Annotated in this window: 43 protein-coding genes and 2 pseudogenes; 28 read left to right on the plus strand and 17 right to left on the minus strand. The window is 42.7% G+C overall.

Annotated elements, in window-relative coordinates:
- Window positions 1–175: 175 nt before the first annotated feature.
- The 6 genes from MKP07_RS21235 to MKP07_RS21260 form a co-directional block, all read right to left on the minus strand.
- The gene (locus tag MKP07_RS21235; RefSeq protein WP_240848965.1) at window positions 176–592 is read right to left on the minus strand and encodes a DNA-binding response regulator; all 417 of its coding nucleotides are present in this window, start codon (window positions 590–592) and stop codon (window positions 176–178) included.
- A gap of 5 nt (window positions 593–597) precedes the next feature.
- On the minus strand, window positions 598–840 hold the full coding sequence (locus MKP07_RS21240) for a hypothetical protein (RefSeq protein WP_240848966.1): 243 nt from the start codon (window positions 838–840) through the stop codon (window positions 598–600).
- Window positions 841–943: 103 nt separating this feature from the next.
- Window positions 944–1276, minus strand: a complete 333-nt coding sequence (locus MKP07_RS21245; RefSeq protein ID WP_240848967.1) for a sensor histidine kinase — start codon at window positions 1274–1276, stop codon at window positions 944–946.
- 5 nt (window positions 1277–1281) lie between these two features.
- Window positions 1282–2166 carry a hypothetical protein gene (locus MKP07_RS21250; protein ID WP_240848968.1) on the minus strand — a complete coding sequence of 295 codons (885 nt, stop codon included), beginning with the start codon at window positions 2164–2166 and terminating at the stop codon, window positions 1282–1284.
- The gene (locus tag MKP07_RS21255) at window positions 2124–2504 is read right to left on the minus strand and encodes a hypothetical protein (protein ID WP_240848969.1); all 381 of its coding nucleotides are present in this window, start codon (window positions 2502–2504) and stop codon (window positions 2124–2126) included. Before MKP07_RS21255 ends, MKP07_RS21250 begins: the two co-directional genes overlap by 43 nt.
- Window positions 2505–2679: 175 nt before the next feature.
- On the minus strand, window positions 2680–2892 hold the full coding sequence (locus MKP07_RS21260; RefSeq protein ID WP_240848970.1) for a hypothetical protein: 213 nt from the start codon (window positions 2890–2892) through the stop codon (window positions 2680–2682).
- Window positions 2893–3258: 366 nt separating this feature from the next.
- Here MKP07_RS21260 and MKP07_RS21265 point away from each other — a divergent pair, with 366 nt between their 5' ends.
- The 14 genes from MKP07_RS21265 (at window position 3259) to MKP07_RS21330 (ending at window position 10003) form a co-directional block, all read left to right on the plus strand.
- Window positions 3259–3471, plus strand: a complete 213-nt coding sequence (locus MKP07_RS21265) for a hypothetical protein (protein WP_240848971.1) — start codon at window positions 3259–3261, stop codon at window positions 3469–3471.
- Window positions 3468–3761: a hypothetical protein gene (locus MKP07_RS21270; RefSeq protein ID WP_240848972.1), complete on the plus strand. Its 294-nt coding sequence runs from the start codon at window positions 3468–3470 to the stop codon at window positions 3759–3761. Before MKP07_RS21265 ends, MKP07_RS21270 begins: the two co-directional genes overlap by 4 nt.
- Window positions 3762–3786: 25 nt before the next feature.
- Window positions 3787–4032, plus strand: a complete 246-nt coding sequence (locus MKP07_RS21275) for a hypothetical protein (protein WP_240848973.1) — start codon at window positions 3787–3789, stop codon at window positions 4030–4032.
- The gene (locus MKP07_RS21280; RefSeq protein WP_240848974.1) at window positions 4032–4424 is read left to right on the plus strand and encodes a hypothetical protein; all 393 of its coding nucleotides are present in this window, start codon (window positions 4032–4034) and stop codon (window positions 4422–4424) included. Before MKP07_RS21275 ends, MKP07_RS21280 begins: the two co-directional genes overlap by 1 nt.
- A 285-nt stretch (window positions 4425–4709) precedes the next feature.
- Complete coding sequence (locus tag MKP07_RS21285; protein ID WP_240848975.1) at window positions 4710–5738, plus strand: hypothetical protein; 1029 nt, start codon at window positions 4710–4712, stop codon at window positions 5736–5738.
- Between the two features lie 8 nt (window positions 5739–5746).
- On the plus strand, window positions 5747–6097 hold the full coding sequence (locus tag MKP07_RS21290) for a hypothetical protein (RefSeq protein ID WP_240848976.1): 351 nt from the start codon (window positions 5747–5749) through the stop codon (window positions 6095–6097).
- A 138-nt stretch (window positions 6098–6235) separates the two neighbouring features.
- A complete protein-coding gene (locus tag MKP07_RS21295; protein WP_240848977.1) occupies window positions 6236–6670 on the plus strand; it encodes a hypothetical protein in 435 nt (144 codons plus the stop codon).
- A 118-nt stretch (window positions 6671–6788) separates the two neighbouring features.
- Window positions 6789–7049 (plus strand): hypothetical protein, encoded by a 261-nt coding sequence (locus MKP07_RS21300; protein ID WP_240848978.1) that lies wholly within the window; start codon window positions 6789–6791, stop codon window positions 7047–7049.
- The gene (locus MKP07_RS21305; protein ID WP_240848979.1) at window positions 7025–7303 is read left to right on the plus strand and encodes a hypothetical protein; all 279 of its coding nucleotides are present in this window, start codon (window positions 7025–7027) and stop codon (window positions 7301–7303) included. Before MKP07_RS21300 ends, MKP07_RS21305 begins: the two co-directional genes overlap by 25 nt.
- Window positions 7304–7353: 50 nt before the next feature.
- Window positions 7354–7902 (plus strand): hypothetical protein, encoded by a 549-nt coding sequence (locus tag MKP07_RS21310; RefSeq protein WP_240848980.1) that lies wholly within the window; start codon window positions 7354–7356, stop codon window positions 7900–7902.
- A gap of 228 nt (window positions 7903–8130) precedes the next feature.
- Entirely contained in the window at window positions 8131–8505 is a 375-nt protein-coding gene (locus tag MKP07_RS21315) for a thermonuclease family protein (RefSeq protein WP_240848981.1), read from the plus strand.
- A 134-nt stretch (window positions 8506–8639) separates the two neighbouring features.
- Window positions 8640–8972, plus strand: a complete 333-nt coding sequence (locus MKP07_RS21320) for a type I restriction enzyme HsdR N-terminal domain-containing protein (RefSeq protein ID WP_240848982.1) — start codon at window positions 8640–8642, stop codon at window positions 8970–8972.
- A gap of 375 nt (window positions 8973–9347) precedes the next feature.
- Window positions 9348–9755 carry a hypothetical protein gene (locus MKP07_RS21325; protein WP_240848983.1) on the plus strand — a complete coding sequence of 136 codons (408 nt, stop codon included), beginning with the start codon at window positions 9348–9350 and terminating at the stop codon, window positions 9753–9755.
- Window positions 9752–10003, plus strand: a complete 252-nt coding sequence (locus tag MKP07_RS21330; RefSeq protein ID WP_240848984.1) for a hypothetical protein — start codon at window positions 9752–9754, stop codon at window positions 10001–10003. Before MKP07_RS21325 ends, MKP07_RS21330 begins: the two co-directional genes overlap by 4 nt.
- A gap of 299 nt (window positions 10004–10302) precedes the next feature.
- Here the strand turns inward: MKP07_RS21330 and MKP07_RS21335 are convergent, their stop codons facing one another.
- Together MKP07_RS21335 and MKP07_RS21340 are read right to left on the minus strand one after the other, a co-directional pair.
- A complete protein-coding gene (locus tag MKP07_RS21335; RefSeq protein WP_240848985.1) occupies window positions 10303–10842 on the minus strand; it encodes a hypothetical protein in 540 nt (179 codons plus the stop codon).
- A gap of 339 nt (window positions 10843–11181) precedes the next feature.
- Window positions 11182–11364 carry a hypothetical protein gene (locus MKP07_RS21340; RefSeq protein WP_240848986.1) on the minus strand — a complete coding sequence of 61 codons (183 nt, stop codon included), beginning with the start codon at window positions 11362–11364 and terminating at the stop codon, window positions 11182–11184.
- A gap of 870 nt (window positions 11365–12234) precedes the next feature.
- On the opposite strand from MKP07_RS21340, the gene MKP07_RS21345 reads away from it, so the two are divergent.
- Together MKP07_RS21345 and MKP07_RS21350 are read left to right on the plus strand one after the other, a co-directional pair.
- The gene (locus tag MKP07_RS21345) at window positions 12235–12474 is read left to right on the plus strand and encodes a hypothetical protein (RefSeq protein WP_240848987.1); all 240 of its coding nucleotides are present in this window, start codon (window positions 12235–12237) and stop codon (window positions 12472–12474) included.
- On the plus strand, window positions 12471–12656 hold the full coding sequence (locus tag MKP07_RS21350; RefSeq protein ID WP_240848988.1) for a hypothetical protein: 186 nt from the start codon (window positions 12471–12473) through the stop codon (window positions 12654–12656). Before MKP07_RS21345 ends, MKP07_RS21350 begins: the two co-directional genes overlap by 4 nt.
- A gap of 130 nt (window positions 12657–12786) precedes the next feature.
- On the opposite strand, the pseudogene xth reads toward MKP07_RS21350, so the two are convergent.
- From xth to MKP07_RS21370, 4 genes and pseudogenes are all read right to left on the minus strand, one after another.
- Window positions 12787–13556, minus strand: a pseudogene (gene xth, locus MKP07_RS21355) (exodeoxyribonuclease III).
- 408 nt (window positions 13557–13964) lie between these two features.
- Entirely contained in the window at window positions 13965–14252 is a 288-nt protein-coding gene (locus tag MKP07_RS21360; protein ID WP_240848989.1) for a hypothetical protein, read from the minus strand.
- A 10-nt stretch (window positions 14253–14262) separates the two neighbouring features.
- The gene (locus MKP07_RS21365; protein WP_240850981.1) at window positions 14263–14526 is read right to left on the minus strand and encodes an Hsp20/alpha crystallin family protein; all 264 of its coding nucleotides are present in this window, start codon (window positions 14524–14526) and stop codon (window positions 14263–14265) included.
- Window positions 14415–14753, minus strand: coding sequence for an Hsp20/alpha crystallin family protein (locus MKP07_RS21370; protein WP_240848990.1), 339 nt, complete (start codon window positions 14751–14753; stop codon window positions 14415–14417). The genes MKP07_RS21365 and MKP07_RS21370 overlap by 112 nt, the downstream gene beginning before the upstream one ends.
- 510 nt (window positions 14754–15263) lie before the next feature.
- On the opposite strand from MKP07_RS21370, the gene MKP07_RS21375 reads away from it, so the two are divergent.
- From MKP07_RS21375 to MKP07_RS21415, 9 genes and pseudogenes are all read left to right on the plus strand, one after another.
- Complete coding sequence (locus MKP07_RS21375) at window positions 15264–15812, plus strand: COG1470 family protein (protein ID WP_240848991.1); 549 nt, start codon at window positions 15264–15266, stop codon at window positions 15810–15812.
- A 23-nt stretch (window positions 15813–15835) separates the two neighbouring features.
- A pseudogene (locus tag MKP07_RS41340) lies at window positions 15836–15916 on the plus strand (hypothetical protein); the annotation flags it as partial.
- 9 nt (window positions 15917–15925) lie between these two features.
- Complete coding sequence (locus tag MKP07_RS21385; RefSeq protein ID WP_240848992.1) at window positions 15926–16114, plus strand: hypothetical protein; 189 nt, start codon at window positions 15926–15928, stop codon at window positions 16112–16114.
- 93 nt (window positions 16115–16207) lie between these two features.
- Window positions 16208–16483: an ATP-binding cassette domain-containing protein gene (locus MKP07_RS21390; RefSeq protein WP_240848993.1), complete on the plus strand. Its 276-nt coding sequence runs from the start codon at window positions 16208–16210 to the stop codon at window positions 16481–16483.
- Entirely contained in the window at window positions 16480–16626 is a 147-nt protein-coding gene (locus MKP07_RS21395) for a hypothetical protein (protein ID WP_240848994.1), read from the plus strand. The genes MKP07_RS21390 and MKP07_RS21395 overlap by 4 nt, the downstream gene beginning before the upstream one ends.
- The gene (locus MKP07_RS21400) at window positions 16623–17051 is read left to right on the plus strand and encodes an ATP-binding cassette domain-containing protein (protein ID WP_240848995.1); all 429 of its coding nucleotides are present in this window, start codon (window positions 16623–16625) and stop codon (window positions 17049–17051) included. The genes MKP07_RS21395 and MKP07_RS21400 overlap by 4 nt, the downstream gene beginning before the upstream one ends.
- 111 nt (window positions 17052–17162) lie before the next feature.
- Window positions 17163–17429, plus strand: coding sequence for a hypothetical protein (locus tag MKP07_RS21405; RefSeq protein WP_240848996.1), 267 nt, complete (start codon window positions 17163–17165; stop codon window positions 17427–17429).
- 17 nt (window positions 17430–17446) lie between these two features.
- Window positions 17447–17872 (plus strand): ABC transporter permease, encoded by a 426-nt coding sequence (locus tag MKP07_RS21410; RefSeq protein WP_240848997.1) that lies wholly within the window; start codon window positions 17447–17449, stop codon window positions 17870–17872.
- Window positions 17872–18186, plus strand: a complete 315-nt coding sequence (locus tag MKP07_RS21415; protein WP_240848998.1) for a hypothetical protein — start codon at window positions 17872–17874, stop codon at window positions 18184–18186. The genes MKP07_RS21410 and MKP07_RS21415 overlap by 1 nt, the downstream gene beginning before the upstream one ends.
- A 350-nt stretch (window positions 18187–18536) precedes the next feature.
- Here the strand turns inward: MKP07_RS21415 and MKP07_RS21420 are convergent, their stop codons facing one another.
- The 4 genes from MKP07_RS21420 to MKP07_RS21435 all read right to left on the minus strand — a co-directional run bounded on the left by MKP07_RS21420 (window position 18537) and on the right by MKP07_RS21435 (window position 22575).
- Window positions 18537–19799, minus strand: a complete 1263-nt coding sequence (locus tag MKP07_RS21420) for a hypothetical protein (protein ID WP_240848999.1) — start codon at window positions 19797–19799, stop codon at window positions 18537–18539.
- 726 nt (window positions 19800–20525) lie between these two features.
- Window positions 20526–21389, minus strand: a complete 864-nt coding sequence (locus MKP07_RS21425; RefSeq protein WP_240849000.1) for a 3-oxoacyl-ACP synthase III family protein — start codon at window positions 21387–21389, stop codon at window positions 20526–20528.
- Window positions 21390–21637: 248 nt separating this feature from the next.
- Entirely contained in the window at window positions 21638–21895 is a 258-nt protein-coding gene (locus tag MKP07_RS21430; protein ID WP_240849001.1) for a hypothetical protein, read from the minus strand.
- Window positions 21896–22230: 335 nt separating this feature from the next.
- Complete coding sequence (locus MKP07_RS21435; RefSeq protein ID WP_240849002.1) at window positions 22231–22575, minus strand: hypothetical protein; 345 nt, start codon at window positions 22573–22575, stop codon at window positions 22231–22233.
- A 332-nt stretch (window positions 22576–22907) separates the two neighbouring features.
- Between MKP07_RS21435 and MKP07_RS21440 the strand changes: the two genes are divergently transcribed.
- From MKP07_RS21440 to MKP07_RS21450, 3 genes are all read left to right on the plus strand, one after another.
- The gene (locus MKP07_RS21440; protein ID WP_240849003.1) at window positions 22908–23099 is read left to right on the plus strand and encodes a cysteine-rich CWC family protein; all 192 of its coding nucleotides are present in this window, start codon (window positions 22908–22910) and stop codon (window positions 23097–23099) included.
- A gap of 138 nt (window positions 23100–23237) precedes the next feature.
- A complete protein-coding gene (locus MKP07_RS21445; RefSeq protein ID WP_240849004.1) occupies window positions 23238–23702 on the plus strand; it encodes a hypothetical protein in 465 nt (154 codons plus the stop codon).
- Between the two features lie 36 nt (window positions 23703–23738).
- Window positions 23739–24077: a glycoside hydrolase family protein gene (locus tag MKP07_RS21450; RefSeq protein ID WP_240849005.1), complete on the plus strand. Its 339-nt coding sequence runs from the start codon at window positions 23739–23741 to the stop codon at window positions 24075–24077.
- Between the two features lie 1360 nt (window positions 24078–25437).
- Here MKP07_RS21450 and tnpA read toward each other — a convergent pair.
- Window positions 25438–25890: an IS200/IS605 family transposase gene (gene tnpA, locus MKP07_RS21455; protein WP_240849006.1), complete on the minus strand. Its 453-nt coding sequence runs from the start codon at window positions 25888–25890 to the stop codon at window positions 25438–25440.
- Between the last annotated feature and the right edge of the window lie 123 nt (window positions 25891–26013).

Genomic DNA, 26013 nt, shown 5'->3' on the forward strand with positions numbered 1-26013 from the left:
CTTTTATTCATAATCAAAATGTTTTAATGATGAATCGAAAATAGCATACGTTAAAAACTTTTTTTACGGAAATCCGTAGTAAAGTATATTATCAAAAAATAAATGCAGTTATACAACAAAAGATTCTAAAATGTCGGGCCCTGACGATATTCTGAAACCAGAGATTGATGTAGTATTAAATAATACCCATTTTAATACAGTGCGCTATCAGCTGCTCGTTGGTGGAAAAGTCGAATGCCTCTTTCATAAGTTTTAGTCGTTTTTCAATACTACTTTTGCCAGCCGGCTGTATATTGTTTTTTCCCAGGTAATCTGAAATTTCCTGTTGTCGTTTGCCTTCCGTCAATTGGGTGATGATAGCAATATCAGTTTCAGTAAATTCGTAAGCATTTTTTTGTTTGGCCTGCCGTATCAACATTACCGGAAAATGTCGTTGGTTATGGGTAATCTTTTCTATGGCCTTTTTCAGTTCTTCAATATCACTTCGTCCCTTTGACACATACCCGTCAATATCCTGTTTTTCAAACAATGCTTCTATAACTGAAGGCTTACCCGTGGCAGAAAAGACCAATATTTTCAGATCGGGTTGCACTTTTCTTACGGCGGCAATAAGCGCTTCGCCGGTGGGAATTTTTGTTGCCGGTGATCCTGGTCAAAAGACAGGTCGGTGATCAGCAGGTCATAAGATACTCCGGCCTTTAGGGCAATTTGTATTTTTTGCAGCGCATCATCACAATGGTAAACATAATCCGGGTCTGGAACTCCGAACGCTTCAAGTGTTTTTTGTACGGAGATGTTGGCGCTTTGATAATCTTCAGCTATCAGTACTTTCTTTATCATATTTATTTAGCAATTGGAATAAAAATACGGACTTTCAATCCTGGCATTGTTTTATCAAAAATAATGCGGCCCCCAATATCTTTAATACGGGTTTCCGTATTTCTTAATCCATTGCCATAAGGCGTTCAAGAGGAAGCCCGATGCCATCATCGATATATTGTACTTCTAGTTCATTTTTCTTTTGCATAAATTTCAGCACAACATTGCTGGCGGAGCTATGCTTTTTCATATTGGTCATTAACTCTTCTATTATAATGCTTAGTTCTTCCCTGGCTACCGGCGTGAGCTTTTCCCAAACCTCCTGGGAGTTGCCTACGCTTGCAACCCTGATGGTATCGCTGGCAAATGATTCCAACAGCTCTGAAACAGATTGTTGAAAATCTTGGTTATTTTTTTGTTGCTGGTCATAAGAAATATCGCGTGACTGGTTATACACGAGATTTAATTTATAGAGCAGTACATTTTTTTCAGGAAGCCCCTTGTGTTCAACTTCCGACATAATACGATAAACCCGGTTGGCAACTTTATCATGCACTTTTTTGACATGCGTAACCGTTGTTCCTGTATGGCTTGTTGCTTGAGTTTTCGATACCAGATAAACCCAATAATAGTTAATATAGTCACTATTATAAGGATCACTTGCCACCAGAGAATGCGTAGTCTGGTTTCAGCGTTTTCTTTTTGCAATGTAAGATTCTCGGTCTTATGCTTTTCTGCATTGTAGCGAATTAAAGCAAATTGATTCTTGGCGTTACTCCTTGCAGTCTGTAGACTATCACTTAAGAATTGGTGTTGTTTAAAATATTCCTTGTACTTTTCGAAGGTGCTAAGGGGAATTAATTTAGAAAGCGCAGCTAATTCATCATCCGGGCTTTTCAAGTATTCGGCGATATGTTTTAAAGCATTTGCATAGTAACGGGCTGAGTCTGGAAGCAGTTGTGTATAATAATCTGCTAAGTGACCATAGCTCGCATTTAAACCCCAACTGTCTTTTTCCTCCTGTCGTATTTTCAATGCTTCTAATAACTCATCACGCGCAGGATAATTGGGATTTTCTAGCCATTTTGTCTTAGCCATATTCGATAATATTCGAGCATACTCCTGTTTGTTAGGTTTACTCCATTCTATTATTTTTTTATAGATGGATATTGCGGTTGTGTATTCTTTTTTCTTTTGATAAGCAAGAGCTTGGTTATTTAACGGGAAGATTTTATAATTTTTATCGCTAACAAATTGTAGAGCTTTGTTACTATACTCAATAGCTAGGTTATAATTTTTAAGATTCAGATTGACAAAGCTAAGTTCATTATAATCTGAAAAAGGCAAGGATAGTGTAGGCCATTCTTTTCATTTAGCGACTTTAAAGATGCGAGCAAGCTCTCTTCGCTTCCGAAATAATCTCCTGCATCGTTCTGTAAGATAGCCATTTCGTTGTAGGCCATCGCAATTTCCAGGCTATCTTTTGAATTAGAGGCTATTTCATTAAAATAATAAAAAGAAGAATCATTTTTTATGTATTTGTATGATAAAGCTTTTTTGTAAAAAGGAGAAGTTCTAATAGAATCTGTTGTTTTTGAAATAGAAAAGTTTAAAGACTTCTGTTTGCAGTTGATAAGATAAAGTGCTGGCGTTATACAGCAGAAATAAAGGGCTAGTTTTTTCACAACAGTTATTTGAATCAAAAGTAAGAGAAATATATGCCTCTATCATATAAATAATATTGCTTGTCCTATTTTCTTTTGCTAAAGGCTAGCATTTATTAATTCAATCCGGAAAAATAAGTTTGATAAATATGCGCTTCTTATTTAAGAAATAAGACAGGTTGGATGCCTGCCTTATTTAGTGTTGAATAATAGTGTTTACGGACGGGGAGGAGGAGGGGAGGGGAGGGGGTGGTGGGTAATTAGGGGCGTGACTGCCTTCGCCACCATCATCTGTTTCATCGCCCATAGTGCTTACCTGCCCGTTATTAGGAACGTGATTATGAATATGTCCGTTATGGTTACAGGCTGGGCATGTTGCCAGCAGTAACGCCAGAATGATTTCTAACATTGTTATTGTTTTAAAAAGTTGAAAAAATATTGCAGCCCCGAAGGGCGCGGTCTTTTGAAATGGCGGTAAGAAGCGCTTCTTACTGCTGAAGGGAAGGGGTGGATAATAGATTGCGGGAGCTTCAAAAACGCTTCCCAAACCGCTTATGAGCAACCACTTTCTATTGTTCCGATAAAAGAGATACTGTACAGTCGGCTTTTAGCTAAGAAGCCCGATCGCTTTCGAAAACAAAGATAGATCGGTGTAATAGGTTGGTTAGCAATCGATTCCGGTGATTCCGGTAATTCCAGTACTTCCGCTTTGAATTCCGGTAAGGTCTACGGAATTCCGTAAATTCCGTTAGCTTTATAGTATAACCTTCGTAAAATGTATTATGCTGATTACAAAAAGCAGGTACTGCAGGAATACAAGAACAAACTGGCTGCAGACCCAAGTCTACTAAACCTGAGTCAGCCCTCACCGGCAAAGCTTAGAAAGGAATGTGCAATCGTATATGATGAACGATATCAACGGAAAGATGAGGGAACCCTGAGAACGTTTTTCGAAGCTGCAGTGGAACCTTCGAAGTTTTTAAAGTGATTGAGAATTTTTCGATCGACAAATTCAGGCCACTGGTTAAGTATATTAAAGAACCCGATATTGAAACCGCGTTTAAAAATGTAGAGTTGCTGGCCTGGCTGATCAATTTTGAACCTCGACCCCTGGAACATTGGAGGAAAACATCCCGCTCAGCAAAAGAAGCCTCGGCTGAAAAAGAGCTGGATGGCAATAATGACGCTGGCATTACCTTGCCAGTAGAAAAAGTTCAGACATCTGTAGCTACTGAACCTGTTGTCGAAAGAGCTCCTGTTGAAAAAGACCAGGGGTAAAAAATGATGATGGGACAGGACAAAAGTGAAAGATCAACCGGCTGTAGTAGCTCAGTCAACTACAGAAGGGGCGGTTGAAAAGCAGGAACAGATAAAGAAAGATAACGGCGATCCTGGACGGATTGCAGAAACTAAGTCTCTTATTGAAACAAGCTCTGTAGTGAAAGAAGTGCAACCTACCACTGGCGAATCCTTCGGCACTTCATTCGTACCAGTGGTATCCTCCTCGCCCAACAAAAACGGCATTCATAAAAAACATGGAACAGTGTAGTGCTGGCGCTATTGGTCTCCGCTACCGGTATAATTATTTACCAGGCAAAAAACAACGATGGCAGTATTATGCCTATTGGTAGTAGTGCTGATGGTAAACAATGCATGTATTGGACTGGCGATCATTATGAAGCCGTACCCTGCAGCCGTAAAATAGATGATGTAATTGTCATTGCGCTCGATACCGTTAAGCTGAGAAGGTTTAAAAAAATCACCCGGCCTGATACCATTACAGAAAATGATATTGGCCGGGTTTGGTACACCAGGATAAATAAACAGTTGGAATTTTATACTGCTTATGATAATCATCCCACCCAACCACAGTTTCGCTTAAAGCCTATAACCGGTTATATTATTGATAAGTATATTCAGCATCGGCAATCGACTGAATAAAGCTGGCGGTAATAAAGTTATGAGGCAGCTGCTGCTTCCGGTTCGTACCTTCTCCAGATATTTTATTAGTTTTTTATGTTTTACGGTTTTTCGTAAATCCGTCTTAGCGGGCTGGTATAGATTTGTTCTTACAAAGCACTTTTTCGGAAGACGGACACAAAATTTATTGCCGTATATGTCGTCGATTTTTCCGGGCACGGCTTTTAACGTAATCAACTTAATAATGGAAACTACGGGTATTGCCCATCGTTCGCATGCTCTTTACCAATAATTAACAACACAAACATGAATCGTAAAATTTCTGCCACTGATTTTTTCCTGGCTATCCTTGCAGTCTTATTGATTAGCGTAAGCTTTTACCAAACCTGGTTAGGTTTGCAACAGATATTCGGGGCTGCCTCTTTTGTTATTGCAATGGTGCTATCGCTGTTGCTGCTTTTTTTATGCTGGATGATAAGGGCTGCAAAAATGGAACGTCGCTCCTCTTCTAGCTTGGTTTGGATCTATATTTTTATTGCTTCATTTTGCTTTATTGCCAATTTTAATGCGCTCTACACGCGGTTTATGAGAACGGATATTTATACTACGGAGTTGAGGGATATAAATGAGAAGTTCAATGTCCTGGAAACAGATATACAGTCTAAGCTAAGCTATAAATATAATAAAGAAACTACGCAGAACATTGAAATAAAAAAGAAGCAATTGATAGAGCAGATCAAAGATCCAGGGAATAAAGGCATAGGAGAAAGAGCTCAGGCTTTGATAAGAGATATAGAAAAGTTAACGGGTCAGAAGGTAGATTTATTGACACCTATTAGAAATGATTATGAAGATCTGGCCCAAAGAATGGGGAGTCAAATAGATAATATGATCTCCGATCTTTCGCCCGATGAGCAGGCGCTAAAAACAGATATTAATAACGCGGTATTAAAGTGGAATAAACACATACAGGATTTGCTTCTATTACCCAAAAAAGAGAAAGACGACCTATCTCTGGGTTTGATCGATGAGTCTTTAGCAGAGTTTAATAAGTTGGGTGCCAGAGCGCATACCGTACTGGGGGAGAACAAATTTAAATTCGAACCAGTATTCTCTAAAACGCAGGATGTTGGAAAAATAGGTTATGCCTTTGATCACGCCGTTAAAAATTTTGGTATGTACCAGTTCGTAGTACTTGCAGGTTGCATTCTCTTGGATTTTGTTATTGTTATCATCATTTTACTGGTTACTAGCCCTGATCATAAAAAAGCAGATAGTAATGGTTCTGTCTTTAATAATAAACGCAGCGGAAAAACACTTATTCCTAACAACTAATTGACAAAATGAATAACGAAACTTTACAGCCGCTGACTTTTGATAACGAGGATATATTAAAACCCCTGTCGTTTGAACCTCCAAAAGCTAACCTGATCGATGACTTTGTTCCTATAACAAAAACAAACCCAACCGAAATAAAAAATAAGGATAGCAACTTTGTTTTTTTCTTTGGTACGGCGGAGTCTGGGAAATCGGTCATTCTTTCATCCATGCTATATTACCTAAGCTCGCAGGCAGGTGTACTAAGACCTAAGCTCGGTATACCTAATACAAAAGAAGCCCAGGTCCTATTGTCCGATTTTTTGAGAATATCAGGCAGGGTATTTTACCTACCCGAACTACGAGAGATCAAGTGACTCGTTTAGATCTGGTATTTGAACCTAATAACAGGTCAAAAAAGTAGTGCCAATCAACCTTACATTCCTGGAGACATCTGGTGAAAATCATAATGAGATTAAAAGAGGAGGCGCTTATCACAGTAGTATTGAATCTTTTTGAATGCAAATATTCCGCTCACTTTTATTATTGTTACAAGCTATGAATCGGCGCATCGCGATGATACTTTGATCAATGAGTTTTTAGATGAGCTGGAACGGAAAGGGAAAAACCTTAGATCAGTAAATGCTATTCTCGTAGTGTCCAAATGGGATAAGTCTGGAAAAGTGAATGTTGTGAATGCGGATGAACTGGATGACTTCATTAATGAGCGGTTGAGTAGGACCAGTCAACGCATCGATACTTACGGACTAAGTAAAACATATTATACCATCGGTGATATTCAAAACAGTAACGGCGGCGAGCGTATTGAATCGTTAAGTTTGGCAACTGCTGAAATTTTATCAAAATGGTTGTATCAAAGTATTGTAGGGTACGATCTGGATTATGAAGGTACTTTTTGGGAACGCATTAAATTTAGCCTGATAAAATAATGAGCCATCATGTTAATATTATCGCATTCGGGACTTTTGGAAATCCGAATGGCTTTAAGCAAACTTTTTTAATGCAGACGCTGACCGAAGTTTGGCGAAAAACATTAAAACCTTCGATTTGAAAACAGATGCTATCCGCCTATTTCCCAATAGCAGGCTTTATTCCATTAGGAAAGAGTCGGTAAATGGTAATGATTTGGTTGCGTATAGTGTTTATAGCTTTGCGAAAGAACAGGGTTCCGAAAGAGGAGGGACTTTTATAGGATCCAGTTTGCTTTTTTCGAATAAGGTAGCCGAGGAGGCCATTACGGTTAATTGCTTAACCGAATTTCATGATTACCTGGAAAAAGAAATGTGCAACAGGATATCATTAAGGTAGCTCACTCTGATCAGTTTCAGGTGAGAAATCCCAAAGACTTTACAAAAATAGATTTTAACTTAAAGGAGATAGACGGTCTGGATTTTATGACCACAAATGATAAATACCTGGTTGTTTTTTGTGAGATCAACCGGGATAGCCTTAGCGGGTATTTCAAAAAAACACTCGGACTGCTAAGTCTATATAGTACCATTTATTTTACAAGTAATGCTGAAGTTGCAAAGTTTGTAAATGATAGGGGCTTTTTACATTGATTCAGGATGTAGGCGAAAAGCGAGATCTTGATAAAGAGTTAGCGAAGTTAATGGAGGAAAAGCGACAGAAGGTAGCAGCTTTCATCACCGAGCTGGATATAGAAAAGCAAAAAATAGAACGAGACCAGGCCACTACGACAGAGTGGTATCAAACCTGGATTACCCAAAGCGAGAAGCAGCACTATGAAAACAGCAAAAAAATAGAAGATGGTAAGAAGCTCGCAACTAATATGCAGCAAACTTATCATGGTTATCTTAAAAAACTCAGTGAATCGATCAGTCGTTTAAAAGCCAACGAAAAGCCAGATATGGAAAGAAGATCGTTGAATGAATATAAAAGAGATTTTATTGATGCTATTGGTAAGCAACAAGTGCCGCAAGCATTGCTAGCTGTTTCTATGACTGAAAATTCTGCTACGGTTAAAGCCAGGCCCTCCTTTATAAGTGAATTCGAGAGCTTTGATAGTAGAGAGAATAAAAAGTATAAACGCTCTGGGGCTAACGAATTTAATATTTACAAAGTCCTAACAATAGTGCTTGTTTTTTTATTATTATCTGCTGTGGCTTTTGGATGCTTTTTTATGGAAATTGTAATGTAGTTTATTGATTGAGCTACAGCTTTTGATCTATGTTTGTAGATTGATACCCTTATATCTATGTCCTGGTTTGTCTACTTTCATATAGTCTTCTTTATTTCCTCCCTGTACTCTGGTTCCGATGGTTGCCTAAATGCCGACTGTCGTTCATTTCCTAGTAATGAAACTGTACCCAAGCCATCTACCTACAAAGTAATAGGCATAAAAGATGGTGACACGTTTGTCGTATTAATGAATGGCCAAGAGCAGGTGGTAAGGCTGGCGCATATCGACTGCCCCGAGAAGAAACAACCTTTCGGGAATAAAGCAAAAGAGTTTGTCTCGCAACAATCTTTTGGCAAGCAGGTGTCGTTGGTGCATCAATATAAATATGATCGTAACCGGCGACTGATTGCTGAAGTTATTTTAGCCGATGGTCGCAACCTGAATAAGGAGCTGGTAAAAAACGGGCTGGCGTGGCATTTTAAAAAATACTCCGACGATAAAGTATATGCGGCGCTTGAAGAGAAAGCTCGCAAAGCAGGGATAGGGCTCTGGAAGGAACGGGGTGCTGTAGCGCCCTGGGAGTGGCGTCGTCCCGTCAAAGTAAACATCTCTGGTCGATAGGGCCATCTTCTGTTTTATAAAGTAGTCATTACGGTTTCCCGTAAATAAAAGAAAACTAGCTGCTTTAGTTTAGCTGCTGTATGTTGCCTGCTTGAATGCGAGCGGCCTTTACCTCAATTATTAAAACTATGCAAATGGAGAATGATCTAAAGCTGAAACTGGAACAACTGCATCAACGGGTGGATGCGCTCAAAGACCAGATCAATACAGAAGAGGCTACCAAGAATGCTTTTGTAATGCCTTTTATACAGATCATAGGGTACGATATTTTTAACCCTACTGAAGTGATCCCCGAATTTATCTGCGATATTGGTACCAAGAAGGGAGAGAAGATTGACTATGTGATCAAGAAAGACGGCGAGCCTATATTAATTATCGAATGCAAGCACTGGAGAGAAAAGGCGGATGCACATAACTCACAGCTGCACCGGTATTTTCATGTATCCAAATCGCGTTTTGTGTTTTAACCAATGGACATGTATATAATTTTTACACAGATTTGGAGCGTCCTAATATTATGGACGATAAGCCCTTTTTACACTGGATATTGCCAACCTTAAAGATTCGAACCTAAAGATTCTGGAGAACTTTACCAAACAGGGTTATAGTCTTGAGAGCATTCTTGATTCTGCCGAAGCATTGAAATACATTAAAGCCATTCGCAGCGAATTTGAAAAGGAATTGCAAGAGCCCTCGGATGAGCTGGTAAAACTTTTGGTCAACCGTTTTTTGAGAAGCCATTAACGGCCTCACGTCTTAGCACTTTTAAAGAATATTCCCGGAGAGCCATTTCCAACTCTATCAATGAGTCCATCAGCTACCGGCTGAAAAATGCGCTCAGTATGAATGATAAGATCCCTTCCCTACAGGAAGAAGAAGCGATTGTGCCTATTGATGAAAATGTAGAGGCAACAAAGGCCATTACCACTGAAGAGGAGATAGAGGGCTCTCAGATTGTAAAAGCTATTTTGAGAGAGCTCGTACCTGCTACCCGCATAGCTTTCAGGGACACCCAATCGTATTTCGGTATATTGCTGGATGATAATAACCGCAAGCCATTGGCCCGGCTGCATTTTAATTTTTCCAAAAAATATCTTGAGCTATTTCATAATGGAAAAGATAATGGAGAGCGAAAACTATTGGAGTCGTTAGATGATATTTATAAATACCGGAAGGAGCTTTTGATGACCATCCAAAATTACCAGCAAAATAGTACCGCAACAGAAACCGTTAATACCACTGCATTATGAACAGACTTTTTACCATCTTTATTTTTTGCCTGATCACACAAGTTTCCTGTGCGCAAAAGACCCTGCTGCACGTAGTGAAAACAAAGAACGGCACTACCGTTAATTTGTACAGCGATAATACCTGGGACTATGCCAATGCCGCACCCTCCCAGGGAAAGGCGAGTTCCATTTCTTATACTTACGGATCAGCATCAGAAGGTTCAGGTAGCAAAACCCAGCAGTGCAAAGAAAAACACCGGCAGCCGTAAGCCCGCTTCCGGCAGGGTATACCATACTGGCCCCCGCGGCGGCTGTTATTATTATACGGCTGGTGGCAATAAAGTATATGTAGACCGCAGCTATTGTAATTAGCAGGCTGTAGTGTAGCAGTGTAGATCCGTTATTTTTAAGAATGTATTTAGTCGTTAATGGCTGGTGAAAAACAGCATCCATCTCGAGAAAATAATAAATTTCCCAATGCCTGGGGAAAGTAGCTACCGGCGATTGCGTAGGTTAAAAGAACCTGAGCACCAGTTGTTATTTATTGCGAACCCTTTAACCCGGAAGCCTACTGGCCGGTGGCGATTACAATGGCCGCCACAAGGTTTACGCCAAAGGCAATGCCCCAGTTCATCCATACCTTGCCCTGTTTAATTTTTTTAGCCTTTTTGGTATAGCCCTCGTAATAGTCTGCCTTTTGCATCAGCTCTTCGTTGGGGTAGTTAAGATTGCTGTGTTTGGGAGCAGTAGAAGAAGTGATAACGGCCGGTATAAGCCCCAGTACAGGCGATGCCAGTCCGGTAATTAAAGTACCGGCACCTGCTCCCTTGTATTTGCGGTAATGTTTCGATGCATCTGTTTTACCCAGGATAAACAGGTCCTGGCTGCTTAACGGTTCAACCACCGATATATCAGCTGTTGCCGGTGTAAAGGCATCCTGGGTTCCGTTTTCGTACCGGATTAGAGACACCCTGTTTTTGTCTATCGTAAAAACCGGGCCATTGAGGTTATTCCATTTTTTGTAACTAATGGTGGCGGGGCAACTTCCAATACTTTGGCTGAAATAGGCTCGCCTGATATAACAATAATAGTATCCTGCGAAAAACAAAAAGAAAAGCTAAGCAGGCAAATAAACACGGTAGTAATACTTTTTTCATTGCGGTTGTTTTGGTATTTTTTGAATGAATCAATAGCAGCCATTTTGGGATGGTTCAGTTATTTTTGATATAAAGGCAAAGATAAGTAATAGATGGAATCCTGCTTCTTTTTGATCCATGCGCTGGCCAGGCGGTATCGATAGTTTAGGTGAGTGGCAGCCATCCCGATACACGCAGGCGCAGCCAGCAATGAATGGCCATTTTGTAAGATCAGTTTTTATTATGGATGGCTGTTGAAACGCATCAGCCAGGCAGCAATAAGCAGGTGCTGGCACTATATTCCCGGGCAATTATTCGAGCACCACACCATCGATGCGTACTTCAAAATCGTCGAACCAGGCTTTGGCGTTCCCGGTCATTTTACAACCAAATCCTATAGACAATACTTCTTCACTTAAGGGCAGCTCTATCGTATGTTTGATCCAGTCCCTGGTGCCCGTTACAGCCTGTGCATCAGAGTTTTTATCAGCCACTATTCTGCCGTTTCCATTCAATTGCATCCAGATGCTGGCGCCGCCTTCGGTGATATTTTCTGTTTTGATATAGGCCGTAATGGTGATCTTCTTTTACCTGCCAAAGCCTTGTGCGCAATAAGGGTGTTGCATAATCCTGTTGTTTTTTCGGCACCTGTATTAGGTTTTCTAGCTATGGATACGGCCACTTTGCCGGTTCGGGCCGCCAGGGTATCCATGCCAAATGAATACTTGCCGTCAGAGTTTTGAGGGGCCCATCCGATGGGCTTACCCATGGCGTCGAAATACTCGAAACTATAGTTCCTTACAATTTTTGAGAGAACAGGGTGGTGGTTGGTGCCAGGACAAGAAGCAGTAAAACTATTTTTTCATAGCAGTTGTTTGGGAATCTTTCAAAAGCAGGCCTGTTTTTATAAATGCATTTTGTGTTGATAGCACTTTAAACCTTGTAGCTATAAAGATAAGGATCTGTTGCGTTGAGAATTGCCTCCTGTAGATTTGGTACAAATAAGCAAAATAATGACCACGGCTTCTTGCTTATTTTAGGTGGCTGGTGCTATATTCGTGGGGATTTATAACCATTGCTTATGATGAAAGCCATTGCTTAGCCGCTCAATATGAAAAGTATTTATCTGCAGCCAACTCATCCTCACTTCGGTGGATTCAAGAGCAGGCTGGCCAGCTACCAGGCGCTTAATCTCGGGGATATTTTATCAGGTTAGAGGAGGTTTCCCTAAACTGCAAAAAGCAAATGGCCGCCGTCAATTGTTTGCTGATGGCTACGCTTTATTAGCAATAAGTTCGGGCTATGGGTAGGTATATGGCTATAAATAGCGATGGATATAAGTTTTAAAAGAAATTATCAGGAATATGAAAAAGAACAGATATAAAATGCTGTTGATAGTATTGATGGCAGGTGTTGTAAGCCAGCCGCTGAAGGCCACTGCCTGTACCCGTGATACCCTGCCGCCTACGATTTTTCGCAAAGTAGTGAAAGACGCAATTTTTACAGGAGGTATTGATGCATGGAAGCAGTTTTTAGTGACCCATGTAAGGGGAAATGTGGCGATGAAAAAGGCGCTCCCGCCGGACGGCATGAAGTTTTTGTGAGATTCCTGGTAGATACCACGGGCTGTATAGATACGGTAATGGTGATCAAAGACCCGGGATATGGTATGGCGGAGGAATTGAAAAGAGTGATCATGCTGTCATCAGGCAAATGGGAGCCCGCCCTACTGGAGAGTGGTAAAAGATCCGATCGATTCGAGGACAACCTTTTACTTTCCTGGTAAACCCAAAATAGACGCTGCACAGGTTGCACAAAGTGGGTGTAAAAAGAGCAAATATATGAGTGGTCCTGGGCTCTTTATAAAGCCATTGTTAGTGTTTTTACCCGCAATCGTTAAAATTCTGTTTTTACTTTTAATCCGCAATCTCGATCCGGGCCGGGGCATGATCGCTGGCCTTTTCCCAACCCCTTACTTTCTTGTCCACACCGCCAGCTTGAAGGTTGGCCGCTACCAGGGGGCTTAATAAAAAATGATCGAGGCGCAGGCCGGCATTGCGCTCCCAGGCATGGCGCAGGTAGTCCCAGAAAGTATAGATGGCTTCGTTGGGGTAAAGCGTACGCAGGGCATCCGTCCAGCCCTGCTTTAACAGGCTTTGATAGACTGCGCGGATCTCTTTTCTAAAAAGCGCGTTGTCCTGGTATTTTTCCGGCTTATATACATCCAGCTCGGTGGGCATTACATTATAGTCGCCTGCCAGTATAACGGGCAGTTCGGTAGCATAGAGTTTTTTGCATGGCGGACGAGGCGTTTAAACCAGGCCAGCTTATAATCAAATTTAGGGCCGGGCCAGGGGTTGCCGTTGGGCAGGTAAATGCAGGCAATTATTTTTTCGTAAGTAATTACCTCCAGGTAGCGGCTATGGGTATCAGTACGGTCACCAGGCAGCGCGCGCCGCAGCACCTGTATAGGTTTCCTGGAGAGTATAGCTACGCCGTTCCATGATTTTTGTCCCAGCCATACCGCGTTATAACCCGCTTTTGTGAGGGCTGCTTCCGGGAACTTCTCCTGCGGCGCTTTCAGCTCCTGCAGGCACACCACATCCGGGGCTGCCATCTTCAGCCATTTCAACAATACAGGCAGCCTGCCGTTAATACCATTGATATTGAAGGTTGCGATCTTCATGGGGCATTTTTTGTTTTAAAACAGATGCTGTTGCCGGGAACCGGTTGCAAAAGCAATGCCGCTTTGAAGACCATCGATGTATTAAGGGGCATTTATAACCAGGCTCAAAAGGCTTTAAACTTAATTAAAGAGCACCTTTATTAACGTTTTACCAGAGCTGAGGATTTCCCGTATGGGCTGAATAGATAATGACTGGCGCATTGGCTGTACAACCTCTGCTAACGCCCAGATTTTTACCTTGTACATGCCTGGTGAGGTATAGTAGCCACTGCCTGCACCAGCGTTTACGCACAGAGCTGAGCCGTTTATACCTGATATTTTGCCCGGCGCCTTGGCTAAGGCTGGTACGACCAGGCATACCAGGCATAAAGAAAATAATACGGCATTCACAAATACACTACCGGGTATTTATTGGTCGAGATTGTAATATTTGAATAACTCCCGCGTAATAAGGCGGCAGGCATGGCCCAGCTCGTTAAGTGTGCAGTATTTGGTAGCCAGCACCTCATCCCCCAAGCTGCCAGATCGTACCAGGCTAAGGCGAAGGAGTAAGGTGTTGTTTGTATACGGAAGCCCGGGCAGCAGCTCAAAGCTGTTCTGCGCAGCCGATATATCTGTGTTTACAAAAAAGCGTCCGTATTCAATATAGCCTTCAGCCACTTTCATATCTAAGGTAATATTAAACACTTCTCTCATCTTGCTTGCTTTAAACGAAAAATAAAAGGCCCGTAAGAAACGGGCCTTTAGTGATTTTAACCAATTTCAATAAGCCTTGGCGCTTTCTTCCTGGCTGCCTCTTTTTAGGTATGGTTAAATGAAGCAGGCCATTCTCGTACCGGGCGGCAATTTTTTCTTCATCTACCACATCCTGAGGCAATTCAAAGCTTCTTTGAAAAGACTGATAGCTGAACTCTTTGCGGCTATAACCTTCTGTTTCCTTCTCTTGTTTGCTTTGTCTCTGAGATGCAATAGTAAGGGTATTGCCTTCGAGCGAAATGTGAAAATCTTTTTCTCCATGCCTGGAGCTGCCATTTCCACTTCGAAACTGTTATCGGTTTCTCTGATGTTTACCGAAGGCATGGTGGTGCTGGTGGATGAAAAATTATTGTTATTCCAGTTAAAAAGTTCGCGGCTCAATAAGTCGTCGAACAGCGTGGGGAATGATGGGAAACCTCCATTTCTTTTGATAAGTGACATAATAAACCTCCTTTTAATTTAGTTAAACAATAATTGAAAGAATATTACAGCATGCCGTTTTGTACAACTCATATACAAAGGCTGTACCATCGGTTATACAACCGCATTTTTTTCAGTTTTGCTGACATTTTTTCTGTCAAAATTTCGCTTGCAAAGCCAACAGGCATCCGGTTAATATTTTAAAAAATTGTCCCTCAAAAAAATATAGAGGATCCGTAGCTTTTTGAAGCCGTTCCGATATAATAAAACTAGGGGCCGGACTGCCTGTACAGGGTTGTTTCCTCCCAGTATCTTAGGTATTGTAACAGGAATTCAAACCCCTGTGCTGTTCTTGAAAAGGTATACAAACATCTGCGGTGGAAATACTATGGCGATGTAAAAAAAATCTATTTTTTTTTTGAAATTAATTTTCAATTTTTAAATTAGCGTGCCATTTTAAAAATTACCGGTAACCAATTATTCAAAATACATTTTTTACAAACTACAATTATAAATTTTAGTTATTAGATTATGTTAACAGAATCTTTATTTACTCGTAAGAGCGCATTGCGCCTGTCTCTTGTTGTTGTTATTTGTTTTTGTTGTTATTCATTATGGGCCCAGCAGGCCTCGCCGGGAGCAGATGGTAAGAATAGTTTTACTGCCCGGTTAATGAATATAGAAGCACCTGCTAACGAAACCTTCCGTTATACAGCTACCCTACATAACGGATCTTCAGTTTCCCGTGTTTATGAATTAAAAACAGATCTGCCAGCCGGATGGCAGATTGCCTACCGCGTGGAGGGTAGCCAGGTTCGGTCTTTAAACCTGGACAGCGGCAAGTCGCAGGAGATTTCAATTGAAGTAAATGCTACGGTTGCTGCAAAACCTGATAAGTACCGTTTGCCTGTAAAAGCTGTTTCGGAGGCAGATACCCTGCTGCTCAACCTGGAAGCGGTGGTAAAAGGATCCTACGCTCTTGAACTTACTACGCCCACCGGGCGATTGAGCGAGGAGATCACTTCCGGTAGCCGAAGTGAAATGCAGCTGGTTGTAAAAATTCAGGTAGCTTACCGCTAAATGAACTGGAACTGTCTGCGCAACTGCCTCCTCAATGGGAGTCTGCTTTTGAACCTGCCAGGATACAGCAACTCGAACCCGGCAAAACTGCAACCATAACCGTTACGGTTAAAGTGCCCGATAAAACGATTGCCGGAGATTATGCCGGTACCTTCAGCGTTAAGAACACGACCAGTTCAGCCCAGGCCAACTTCCGGTTGGTAGTAACCACTTCCCTGCTTTCGGGCTGGATAGGCATATTAGTTATTATGGCTGCTATAGCCCTTGTATATTACCTGGTACGTAAGTACGGCAGAAGATAGCAGGGCGATAGGAGTAGAGGCAGCGCACTGCGGCCGGGTACCCGCGCAAAGTTGTTGCCGCTGTCGGCGGTATTAATCACCTAACATTTACAGATGGAACCTATTATACAGCTAAAGGGACTGACCAAGTGCTATGGTACCCTTAAGGCAGTTGACGAACTAAACCTTGACATTACGAAAGGAGAGATATTTGGCCTCCTGGGCCCTAATGGAGCCGGTAAAACAACTACTATATTGATGATGCTGGGCCTTAGCGAACCTTCGGCAGGCAGTGCCTGGGTGTCTGGTATCAATGCTACCTTAAACCCCATTGAAGTAAAAAGAAAACTGGGGTATATGCCGGATAGCGTGGGCTTTTTGATAATATGACAGCCTTTGAAAACCTGGTATACCTGGGGCGGCTAAATGGCTTGCCCGACCAGGAAGTAAAAAGCCGCGCCGAAGAAATGATGCAGGTGGTAGGCCTCACGGCTTACAGGCATAAAAAACATCGACCTACTCGCGGGGCATGAAGCAACGTTTGGGCCTGGCAGATGTGCTTATAAAAAAGCCGGAAGTAATTATACTGGATGAACCTACACTGGGCATTGATCCGGCGGGTGTTAAAGACTTTCTGAACCTGATCAAAGAACTGAGTGTAAAGCATGGGCTTACGGTATTGCTTTCCTCTCATCATTTACATCAGGTACAGCAGGTGTGCGACCGGGTGGGCATTTTTGTAAAGGGTAAGCTTCTGGCTGAGGGAAGTATTCATTCGCTCTCGGGCAACCTGTTTAAAAGGGAAGGTTATACCACTGCTATTACATTAGGTACTGCTCCGTTGGAGCCGCTGCCATTGGATGAATACACGGGTGAATGGGATGTGATTAAAAAAACGGAAATGGTCGGCAATACCGTCTATTTTTCATGCAGCAGTGATATAACAGCCCCCTTGTAAAACTGTTTGTAGATAAAGGCTTTGAAGTTATAGGGGTGCAGCGAAAGGAGTACGGGCTGGAAGACATCTACCAGAAATATTTTGATAATAATTCAACAGAAGACACAGCAAATGAAAAGTCAGATCATGTTAATAAAAAGTCTTTCTTTAAAAAGCGCAAAACCCGGTAATACTGCACCGCACAAAGCTCATAGTCCTTTTTGGGTAATAGTAAGCAAGGAAATGGCTGACCACATTCGCAGCTGGCGGTTTATCGTATTATTCCTGCTTATTGTGCTCACCTTCCTGGCGTCGATGTATGTATCATTGGGCAACCTTAAACAGGCTATGGGTAATACTTCCGATCCGGATCATATTTTTTATATCTTAAGCTATTGACAGCTACCGAAAATTCGATGCCGCCCTTTCACGTTTTTCTTAGCTTTCTCGGGCCTCTGCTCGGCATCAGCCTGGGGTTTGATGCCGTTAATACAGAAAAGAATAACGGAACATTGATCAGGCTGATGGCCCAGCCTGTTTACAGGGATAACCTCCTACTGGCAAAATTTGTAAGCACGCTTATCATCGTAACGACCCTGGTCGTTGCGCTGGTATTGCTGATGATAGGAGGAGGACTTTTAATAACAGGTGTAAGGATGGAGCCGCAGGAACTGATGAGAATACTGGCATTTGTTGTGATCAGTATTTTATATATTGGTTTCTGGTTAAGCCTTTCGATACTGCTGTCTGTGGGGCTAAGGCAGGCGGCTACCTCAGCCCTGACGGCTATTGGTTTCTGGCTTTTTTTACGGTGTTTTACCAAATACTGGTCAACCTGGTAGTGCGTGCCCTGTTACCAGATCCGGATTTCCTGGATCCCCAACAGATTGCCCGTTACAATGAACTCATTTTAACACTGCTCCGCCTATCGCCTGGCCAGCTGTATACCGATGCTACCACTACCTTATTGATGCCTTCGGTGCGCAGCCTCGGGCCTGTTACTATGGAACAAATGGCGGGTGCTATTCCTGCTCCCTTACCATTCAAAGAAAGCCTGATGATCGTATGGCCGCAAGTAAGTGGTTTGGTGGCGTCAACGGTGGTTTGCTTCGCAATAGGCTATTATATTTTTATGCGCCGCGAAATAAGGAGTTAACATTATAGCGGCCTGTGTGGTGACATATAGGAGAATGATAGCAGCGGCCGTATATGCGTGATACGGAACGGGGAGCGCATGCCCTTGCCGCACAGGCAACGGATACGTTATAACAGCTGTGGGATTTATAAAATGATTTATCCTGACTAATCCTGCGAAAACCCTCGCTGCTGATCCGGCATCTTTTTTGTCTTTCTTAACTTACCATGGTAGGCGCACCAACTTGAGAGGCACCCTTAATAAGTGTTGTTAGCAAGTGCGCCTTTTTTGTTGATGGTGATACCACCTTCTTAAAAAAGACCCGCGACTGCGGATCTTTTTATAGGGTAAAGTTTGATGTAACAGTTTTATTACTTTACAACGGCTTCCACAGCTTTTGAATAGCTTGTGCTACCATCCATATCCTGCTGAACGATACGTACGAATACTTTATGGTTGGTATCTATATCCGTTCCGTTATTATTTTTATTGCAGGCAACTAAAACGGTACCCAGGAGTAGTGCTGCTGCCAGCAGGTATTTTCTTCTGCGCGGAATGAAAAGCAATAATGCAGGCAGACCGAAAAAAGCAAAGGAGGCTCCTGCCAGGTTGAAGTTAAAGGTATAAGACAAAGCAGTGTCTGAATTACCACCGGGTGCTTTGGATGCCGCTGTGCCGATGGTGGTCCAGTTGCTTCCGTCAACAGAAGCTTCAACAGCATATTGTTTACAATTGGTTTCGGAAATGGTTTCCCAATTTACCGAAAGATTCTTGTCCTTAATTTGAGCGGTAACCGTTCCAAAACTAACCGGAAGCACGGATGCCACAGAGATGAGTGGGTAAGGAGTAGAAGTTCCGTTCGATTCCCAGTTAGCCGGCGTGTAAATGGTGGCTCTTGCTGCAGCAGCATTCGTACCTATTTTAACGGTTGGGCGTAAACGCATAGAATGCCCGGAGCCACTGGTTGGTAAAACAGCGAAGGCCAAGTTCAGGTTGCCATTTAAAGCGTTATTAAGCGTCGGGGGAAGTGCTGAGGGCGTAGATGTGAACTCGCATTGTGTTAACGTAGCGGCCCAGCCGGCAGGACGGGCGCAAATACCACCTAGCAAAGTAGGGGCAGCCAAAGTACCCGTATAAGCAAAAATAGATTCACCCCCGCTCACCAGATTTACATATTGAGCTGGTGGCGGATCTATAGCGCTGTTATAAGTTTGCTGAAAGCCCGTGGCAGTGCCCACATTGGCCTTAGGGTTATTTTGACAACGGATCACCACCTGGGTGCCATAGGGCAGGTTACCATTGGCCTGCCAGCGTACCACACCATCAGAAACGGCACCGGAACCGGAGGGGTAAGTTTGTACCGAGCAGGGCCAGGCAGTTTGAAATGCCTGCGCATCTGAACGCCATCCAAAATCCGTGAAAAAGATCACCGTATTGTTGGTAACTGCCTTTAATAATACAAAGCTAAACTCGCGGTTACTCTCCGACTGTGGTGTGTTCACAAAGTCGTTGATGGTATTAGAAACAGAATTAAGCCCTGTGAAAGCAATATCGCCGGGAGCTAAAGTGGTTTGTGCAGTTGCACACATAATCGTAGCGCTAAGCAGTGAAGTTAGCAGTGGTTTGAGAAGCATAATATTTATTTAGAGGTTTAGAAACTCTAACAAAATTAAGTGTAATGCCTCATTTTTAAGAAAAACACCCGGTTTTATTCAATTGCCTGGGAGGGTAGTATTAAACATACCTGTATATATTGCGCCGGCGCATCAGGATTGTCTCCATTGAGTGACATCTTGTGCGCAGTTCTTTAACCGTGCTATAAATGTTGATAACGTTAGCCTGTTTTATGTACTGTAATAGCTACATTTGCGGCGCTGTAAGTAACTTCTAAAGAAATACGGTTATTAAACCCATTAGGAGCAGGAGGCTAAAGTAGGCGATGGCAGGCCGCCCCTGCTAGATCATAATATTATCGTACAAATACCTGCTTTATGGGTGCCAGGTATTCTTAACATATAGGGAGGATGAGCTCTTAACTTTTTCTCATGTAAAACAACGGAGGGGGTATTCTTATCTTCTCCCTTTTTATCGCGATCAGAGTTGGCTGTATAACTTTAAAGGGAGTTATGGCAGTAAAGGGTTAACTTTATATAATGTGTACCATTATCATAGGTGACCATGTACGGTTGTTGCCCCCTTTTTCTTCTGAAAATATATATACAGTTAAAGCGGTAGAAGGCGCTTATATAACGCTTTACCGGGAAAAAGCGCATAAGGACCTGGTGATCTATATCAAATGCCTCCAAAAAATCGGGAAGCGGAATTAAGAGGGTCGTTGTTCTGGTTGGATTGTTGAAGGCTTAAAACCTGTATACAGCTGCGTTAATGTTCATTCCGGCGCCTACAGATGCGAAAACAACCGTCATTCCATCTTCAATATGATGGGCAGGCATTTTCCCTTTGCGAATAAGATCGAGCAAGGTAGGAATCGTTGCAACAGAGCTATTGCCCAACCACGAAATGGTCATGGGCATAAGTTCAGAATCGGCAGAGTTGTATCCATACAATTGAAACAGCCGATCTAAAATAGCTTCATCCATTTTTTCATTCGCCTGGTGAATGAGTACCTTTTGAATATCGCTGATATGCATGCCAGCTTTATCCAATACCATCTTAATAACAGCTGGAACCTGGGTAAGTGCAAATTCATATAATTTCCGGCCATTCATTTTCAAAAATAAACCATTACAAGACTGCGGATCGAAAGAAGGCCCCATGTTTAAGAACATAGCCTCGTTGCTGGCAAAGGTTCTTGTTTTATGGGCAAGCAAACCTTTGTTGTTATGAGAGCCGGCCGAAATAATCACAGCGCCGCTGCCATCACCATAAAGCATCGAATCCCTGTCGTGCGCATCGATAACCCGCGAGAGTGTTTCTGTGCCTATCACCATGCAATGGCGGGCATCGCCTGAGCGGATGTAGTAGTCTGCCTGTATCAATGCCTGCAGCCAGCCGGGACAGCCAAACGGCAGATCGTAAGCTATGCAGTCGGGGTTATTGATTTGCAACAGGTACTTTATTCGGGAAGCAATAGAAGGAACCAGTTCAGAGTGTTGGCCGTTCATAGAAATGTCTCCGAAGTTATGCGCCACAATAATATAATCTAATGTTTCTTTATCCGCGCCACTACTTTGCAAAACATCTACCGCTGCCGCCGCACCCAAATCGGAAGCCCGCTCATGAGGTGCCGCATACCGACGCGTTTCAATACCGGTTATTTTTTTGAATGTTTCAATGGTATCGGCATTTGTTTTTTTACCGGATCACCGTTTTTTCAAGAAACCGGTGTTGCAGGAAATAGCTGTTGGGGATTTTTGTTTCGGGTATATAACTACCCGTGGCGGTAATAATGGAGTAGCCTCTTCTGTCTGACATAAATATGTTTGTTGCAATTGATGAAGTAGTTGGCGGGTTAGCGGTCTTCGCTGTATAATCCTCCGGTTACGGAGTCCTGTGAGCTTCCATATAGAGTCAGGTTGATGGTGGTTACCGCGGTGTAATTTATTTTTATCAAACCCCTGTTTTCCAGCTCAATTAATAGAACGAATAAGGCATCACGCTGTAAAGAACAGTTTTTTATAAGCGCTGCAAAACTCAGCCGGGGACATGGGTTTAGCGTATGCTTGCTTAATGCTTTTATTATTTTGAAAACGTCAATGCTCGGTATCATAATTATGAATATAGAAAACCTTAATAAAAAGGTTGTGATTAAACTCCGCGTGCCAGTTGCCGAATCCGCTATATATTGATATCTGTAACGATGTATAGCGTGGTGCCACTGGTTATGTCTTCATGCCAGGTGCAGTTTTCCAGGTCGGTTGAAAAGCTGCCACTACGATCGCCCAGTAACGAAATGGCATTCCCTGTAAAGTATACCAGCGTGTTAGGAACATCTTTATTGTTGAGTTTTATTCGGGGCGTGAGCAGGCGCGATGAAATATTTTTTGCATATAAATTGATTGTATCTTTTGCGCTATCGTATTTGTAAACCTGCGACAGCTATTGTTAAAGATGTAGCGTATATGTTGATAAACGCATAATAAAGCCGGGAATATAGCAGTTTATTCTATAACAGCTTTTTTCATTTAGAAGCTGTTGCATCATCCATTTAAATACGGATATCTCGCTTCTGGCTTCCAGGGGCAGCTCGCAATGGAGCAATTGCTCCAGCAAATGCAACTGCCGCAGATTAAGCTGCTCGTTAAAAGCAGCATAATGATTTACCAGGAAAAGTACCTGTGCTCCATTGGATTTATCGAAGCTCCTGCGGCTGGGTAGGCCTTCATATAACGCGTCTGCGTTGCTCCAGGTATAAAGATCTATATTAAGATCGTGTTTTTCAAAATGCATACTTATTTAATTTACACGAATGATGACTAACCGGGCATGATGCTGGTGCCTTTAAATAAGGCGTACGAGAACCGGGTAAGGGAAGAATAGAGTGGAAGATATTTCGTCCTAATAAAACGGGTCCGACACAGGTTGTATAAAACCTTTTTTATGTATAGGATATCGATGCCCTTAAAGTGAAGGTAAGCTTTTTAATGCGTAAAGGTTTTTTTAATATATTCCCCATGCTCATTGCTAAGCGGTAAACAGATACTTTAGCCGGAATGGGTTTTACTAACAATAGTCCTCTTAAAGCAGCCGCATCTTATTTTTGCAGCTGAACAAAGTGACACATGTGTAAACATGAAAAAATTTTATTGTCCGCCTGTAAGCAGCCGTTCGAATGTAAAGCTGGTTCTATACAGCTTTGTCATTGCAGTAGTGTTGCACTAACGCAAACGGAAAGAGCATGGATCAGCCGGCAATATACCGGTTGTCTTTGTGCCGGTTGCCTTGTGCTTTTAAAAGAAAGAACACTCACTTAAAAATACCTAACTTGCTCTTATGAGAGCGATTGTATTTGTATTGCTTTGGGCCAGCCTGCAAGCCCATGCGCAGCAAAATCCTGCTATGTATTTCAGCGACTCGGGGTGATAGCTCGTCCTATAGCCAAAGATCCCAAGGTGGTCCGGTTCAAAGGTCGTTACCTGATGTACTACTCTGTGCCCGGTAGGAATAACCAGAACTGGAGCATCGGCATTGCTGCCAGCAGCGATCTGGTAAGCTGGACAAAGATCGGCGTGCTGCAACCTGGAGCGGTTTACGAAAAGAATGGTCTTTGTGCACCTGGCGCTATTGTAAAAGATGGTAAAGTGCACTTGTTTTATCAAACCTATGGCAATGGTAAAAATGATGCCATCTGTCATGCCGTGTCGGAAGACGGTATAAGCTTTGAACGAAATGCCACCAACCCTGTTTTTCGCCCTACCGGTAGCTGGAACTGTGGCCGCGCCATTGATGCAGAAGTAGTAGCCTTTAATAACCGTTATTTTTTGTATTTCGCTACGCGGGATACTGCATACAAGGTACAGATACAGGGAGTAGCTGCCACAGCATCGTTAAACACTGCATTTAATCGCAGCGAATGACAGCAGCTGGTTGACAGTTCAATACTCAAACCAGAATTGCCTTGGGAGAAACAATGTGTGGAAGGCGCCAGCTGTATGGTTGTTGGTAAAGAACTTTATATGTTTTACGCGGGCGGTTATAACAATGAACCCCAGCAGATAGGCCTGGCTAAAAGCGGTGATGGCATTCGCTGGACGCGTGTATCAGTTCAACCCTTTCTGCCTAATGGAAAACCTGGCTCCTGGAACGAAAGTGAGTCCGGCCATCCGGATATATTTAGAAGCCGGGAAGGGCGCTACTATCTTTTCTTTCAGGGCAACAACAATAGGGGTGCTTCCTGGTATTTGTCTAATTTGCCAGTGAACTTTAGGAAAAGGAAGTGGTGGCTTCAGTAAACCTAAAGCTGATCAATTGGATAATAAGAGGGGGATCTCAGAGGCAGATGATTTCAAAATGGATTAAAGCTTCGTATATCACCCTAATGCATACAAGCATGGCTGCGGTCATATACTGCCCCTTCAGGGCGTTCGTATACCCAGAAGCAAGTTCGGTGTTTTCTTATACCCAGGACGTTGCCTTGGGTTGTTGATATAGATGCCTTTCAGGCAAGCATATTCTGCCCGCTGGAGTTTGGCACAGAGCAAGGTTTCTTTTGGCGTAGGCTTTTAAGGGTTTGCGGCAGATCTTACTCCATCTCCCAGAGGCTGTTTGGATGTTAGTAGCGAGCCTTTTGGCTGGCCTTATGTCCAGCGTGTCGCTTCGGGTTTTTGGTGTGTGAGGTCTTAGTGTGTGCTTATACCCAGGACGCTGTCCCGGGTTGTTGATATAGATGCCTTTCAGGCAAGTATGTTCTGCCACTGGAGTTTGGCACAGAGCAAGGTTTCTTTTGGCGTAGGCTTTTAAGGGTTTGCGGCAGATCTTACTCCATCTCCCAGAGGCTGTTTGGATGTTAGTATCGAGCCTTTTGGCTGGCCTTATGTCCAGCGTGTCGCTTCGGGTTGTTAGTGTGTGAGGTCTTAGGGTGTGCTTATACCCAGGAGGTTGCCCTGGGTTGTTGATATAAAAGTCTTTCAGGCGAACACATCCTGCCACTGGAGTTTGGCACAGAACAAGGTTTCTTTTGGCGTAGGCTGTTAAGGGTTTTTGGAGGATTTTACTCCATCCCCCAGAGGCCGTTTGGGTGTTAGTATCGAGCCTTTGGGCTAGCCTTATATCCACAGTATAGCTTCAGGTTGTTAGTGTGTGAGGTCTTAGGGTGTGCTTATACCCAGGACGTTGCCCTGGGTATGTAGTATTAGATGCCTTTCAGGCAAGCATGTCCTGTTGCTGGAGCCTGTCATAGAACAAGGCCTCTTTTGGAGCAAGTTATTGGGGTTTACTAGCACATACCATAGTGTCTCCAAAGGCTGCCGGGGTGTTAGTGTAGAGCTTTTTGGCTAACCTTATATCCACACTTGTCGCTTCGCGTTGTTAGTGTTTGAGGCCTTTGGGTATGTTTCTACCCAGGACGTTGCCCTGGATTGTTGATGTAGATGCCTTTTATTCAGGATTTGTTCTGTTACCATAATGTAGTGTTGAACCAGGCGTCTTTGGCGCAAATTATCAGGGTTTTCTTACACACCTTGCACCATCCCCAGGAAGTTGTGGAGGAGTTTGGTATCGGCCTAAAGGCTGAAAGCCTTCCCACTTAAGCAGGAGGCAACGCCTCCTGCTTTGAGATCTGGCCATGTCATACGCCCTGAAAGGGCAGCATAGTTAAGTCCATAAATAGTTTTCATCAAAATCAACGCGGTATTCAGCCAGGAATTGCAGATATTCATCCTGGAACGAAACTCTTTTATGGTGTTCCTTTTGCCGGTCTATGTATTTCCTTACCCGCTCTACAACCGATTGGCTTACCGAATAACCTGCATAACCTCCCTGCCATGCAAATCCCCGGTATTTTTCTCCTTTGGTTTTTATCCACCTGCTGCTGTTTCTTTTAATTTCTTCCACCAATTTCGATAATGCTATATTTTTCGACATGCCCGCCAGAATGTGAATATGATTTTCAATGCCATTTATCGTTATAGGAACAGACTGGTTTGCTTTAATAATGCCACCTATGTAAGCATATAATTCATTCTCGACATCAGGATAAATAAGCGACTGGTTATACTTTGTATGAAAGATAATATGTACATACAGTTGAGCTAAAGATTGTGACATGTTTTCATTGGTTATTGTGGTTGAAAAAGATGTTTGCTAAAGCTGACAAGTGTTTTTTCTTTAGGGAATTTACGAAATTATCGTCAGGTATCAATAGGCAGTTGTGGCCGATGAGAAAATAAA

Origin of the sequence: Paraniabella hibiscisoli (assembly GCF_022512515.1) — a bacterium.
In the GTDB taxonomy this organism is placed as follows: domain Bacteria; phylum Bacteroidota; class Bacteroidia; order Chitinophagales; family Chitinophagaceae; genus Niabella; species Niabella hibiscisoli.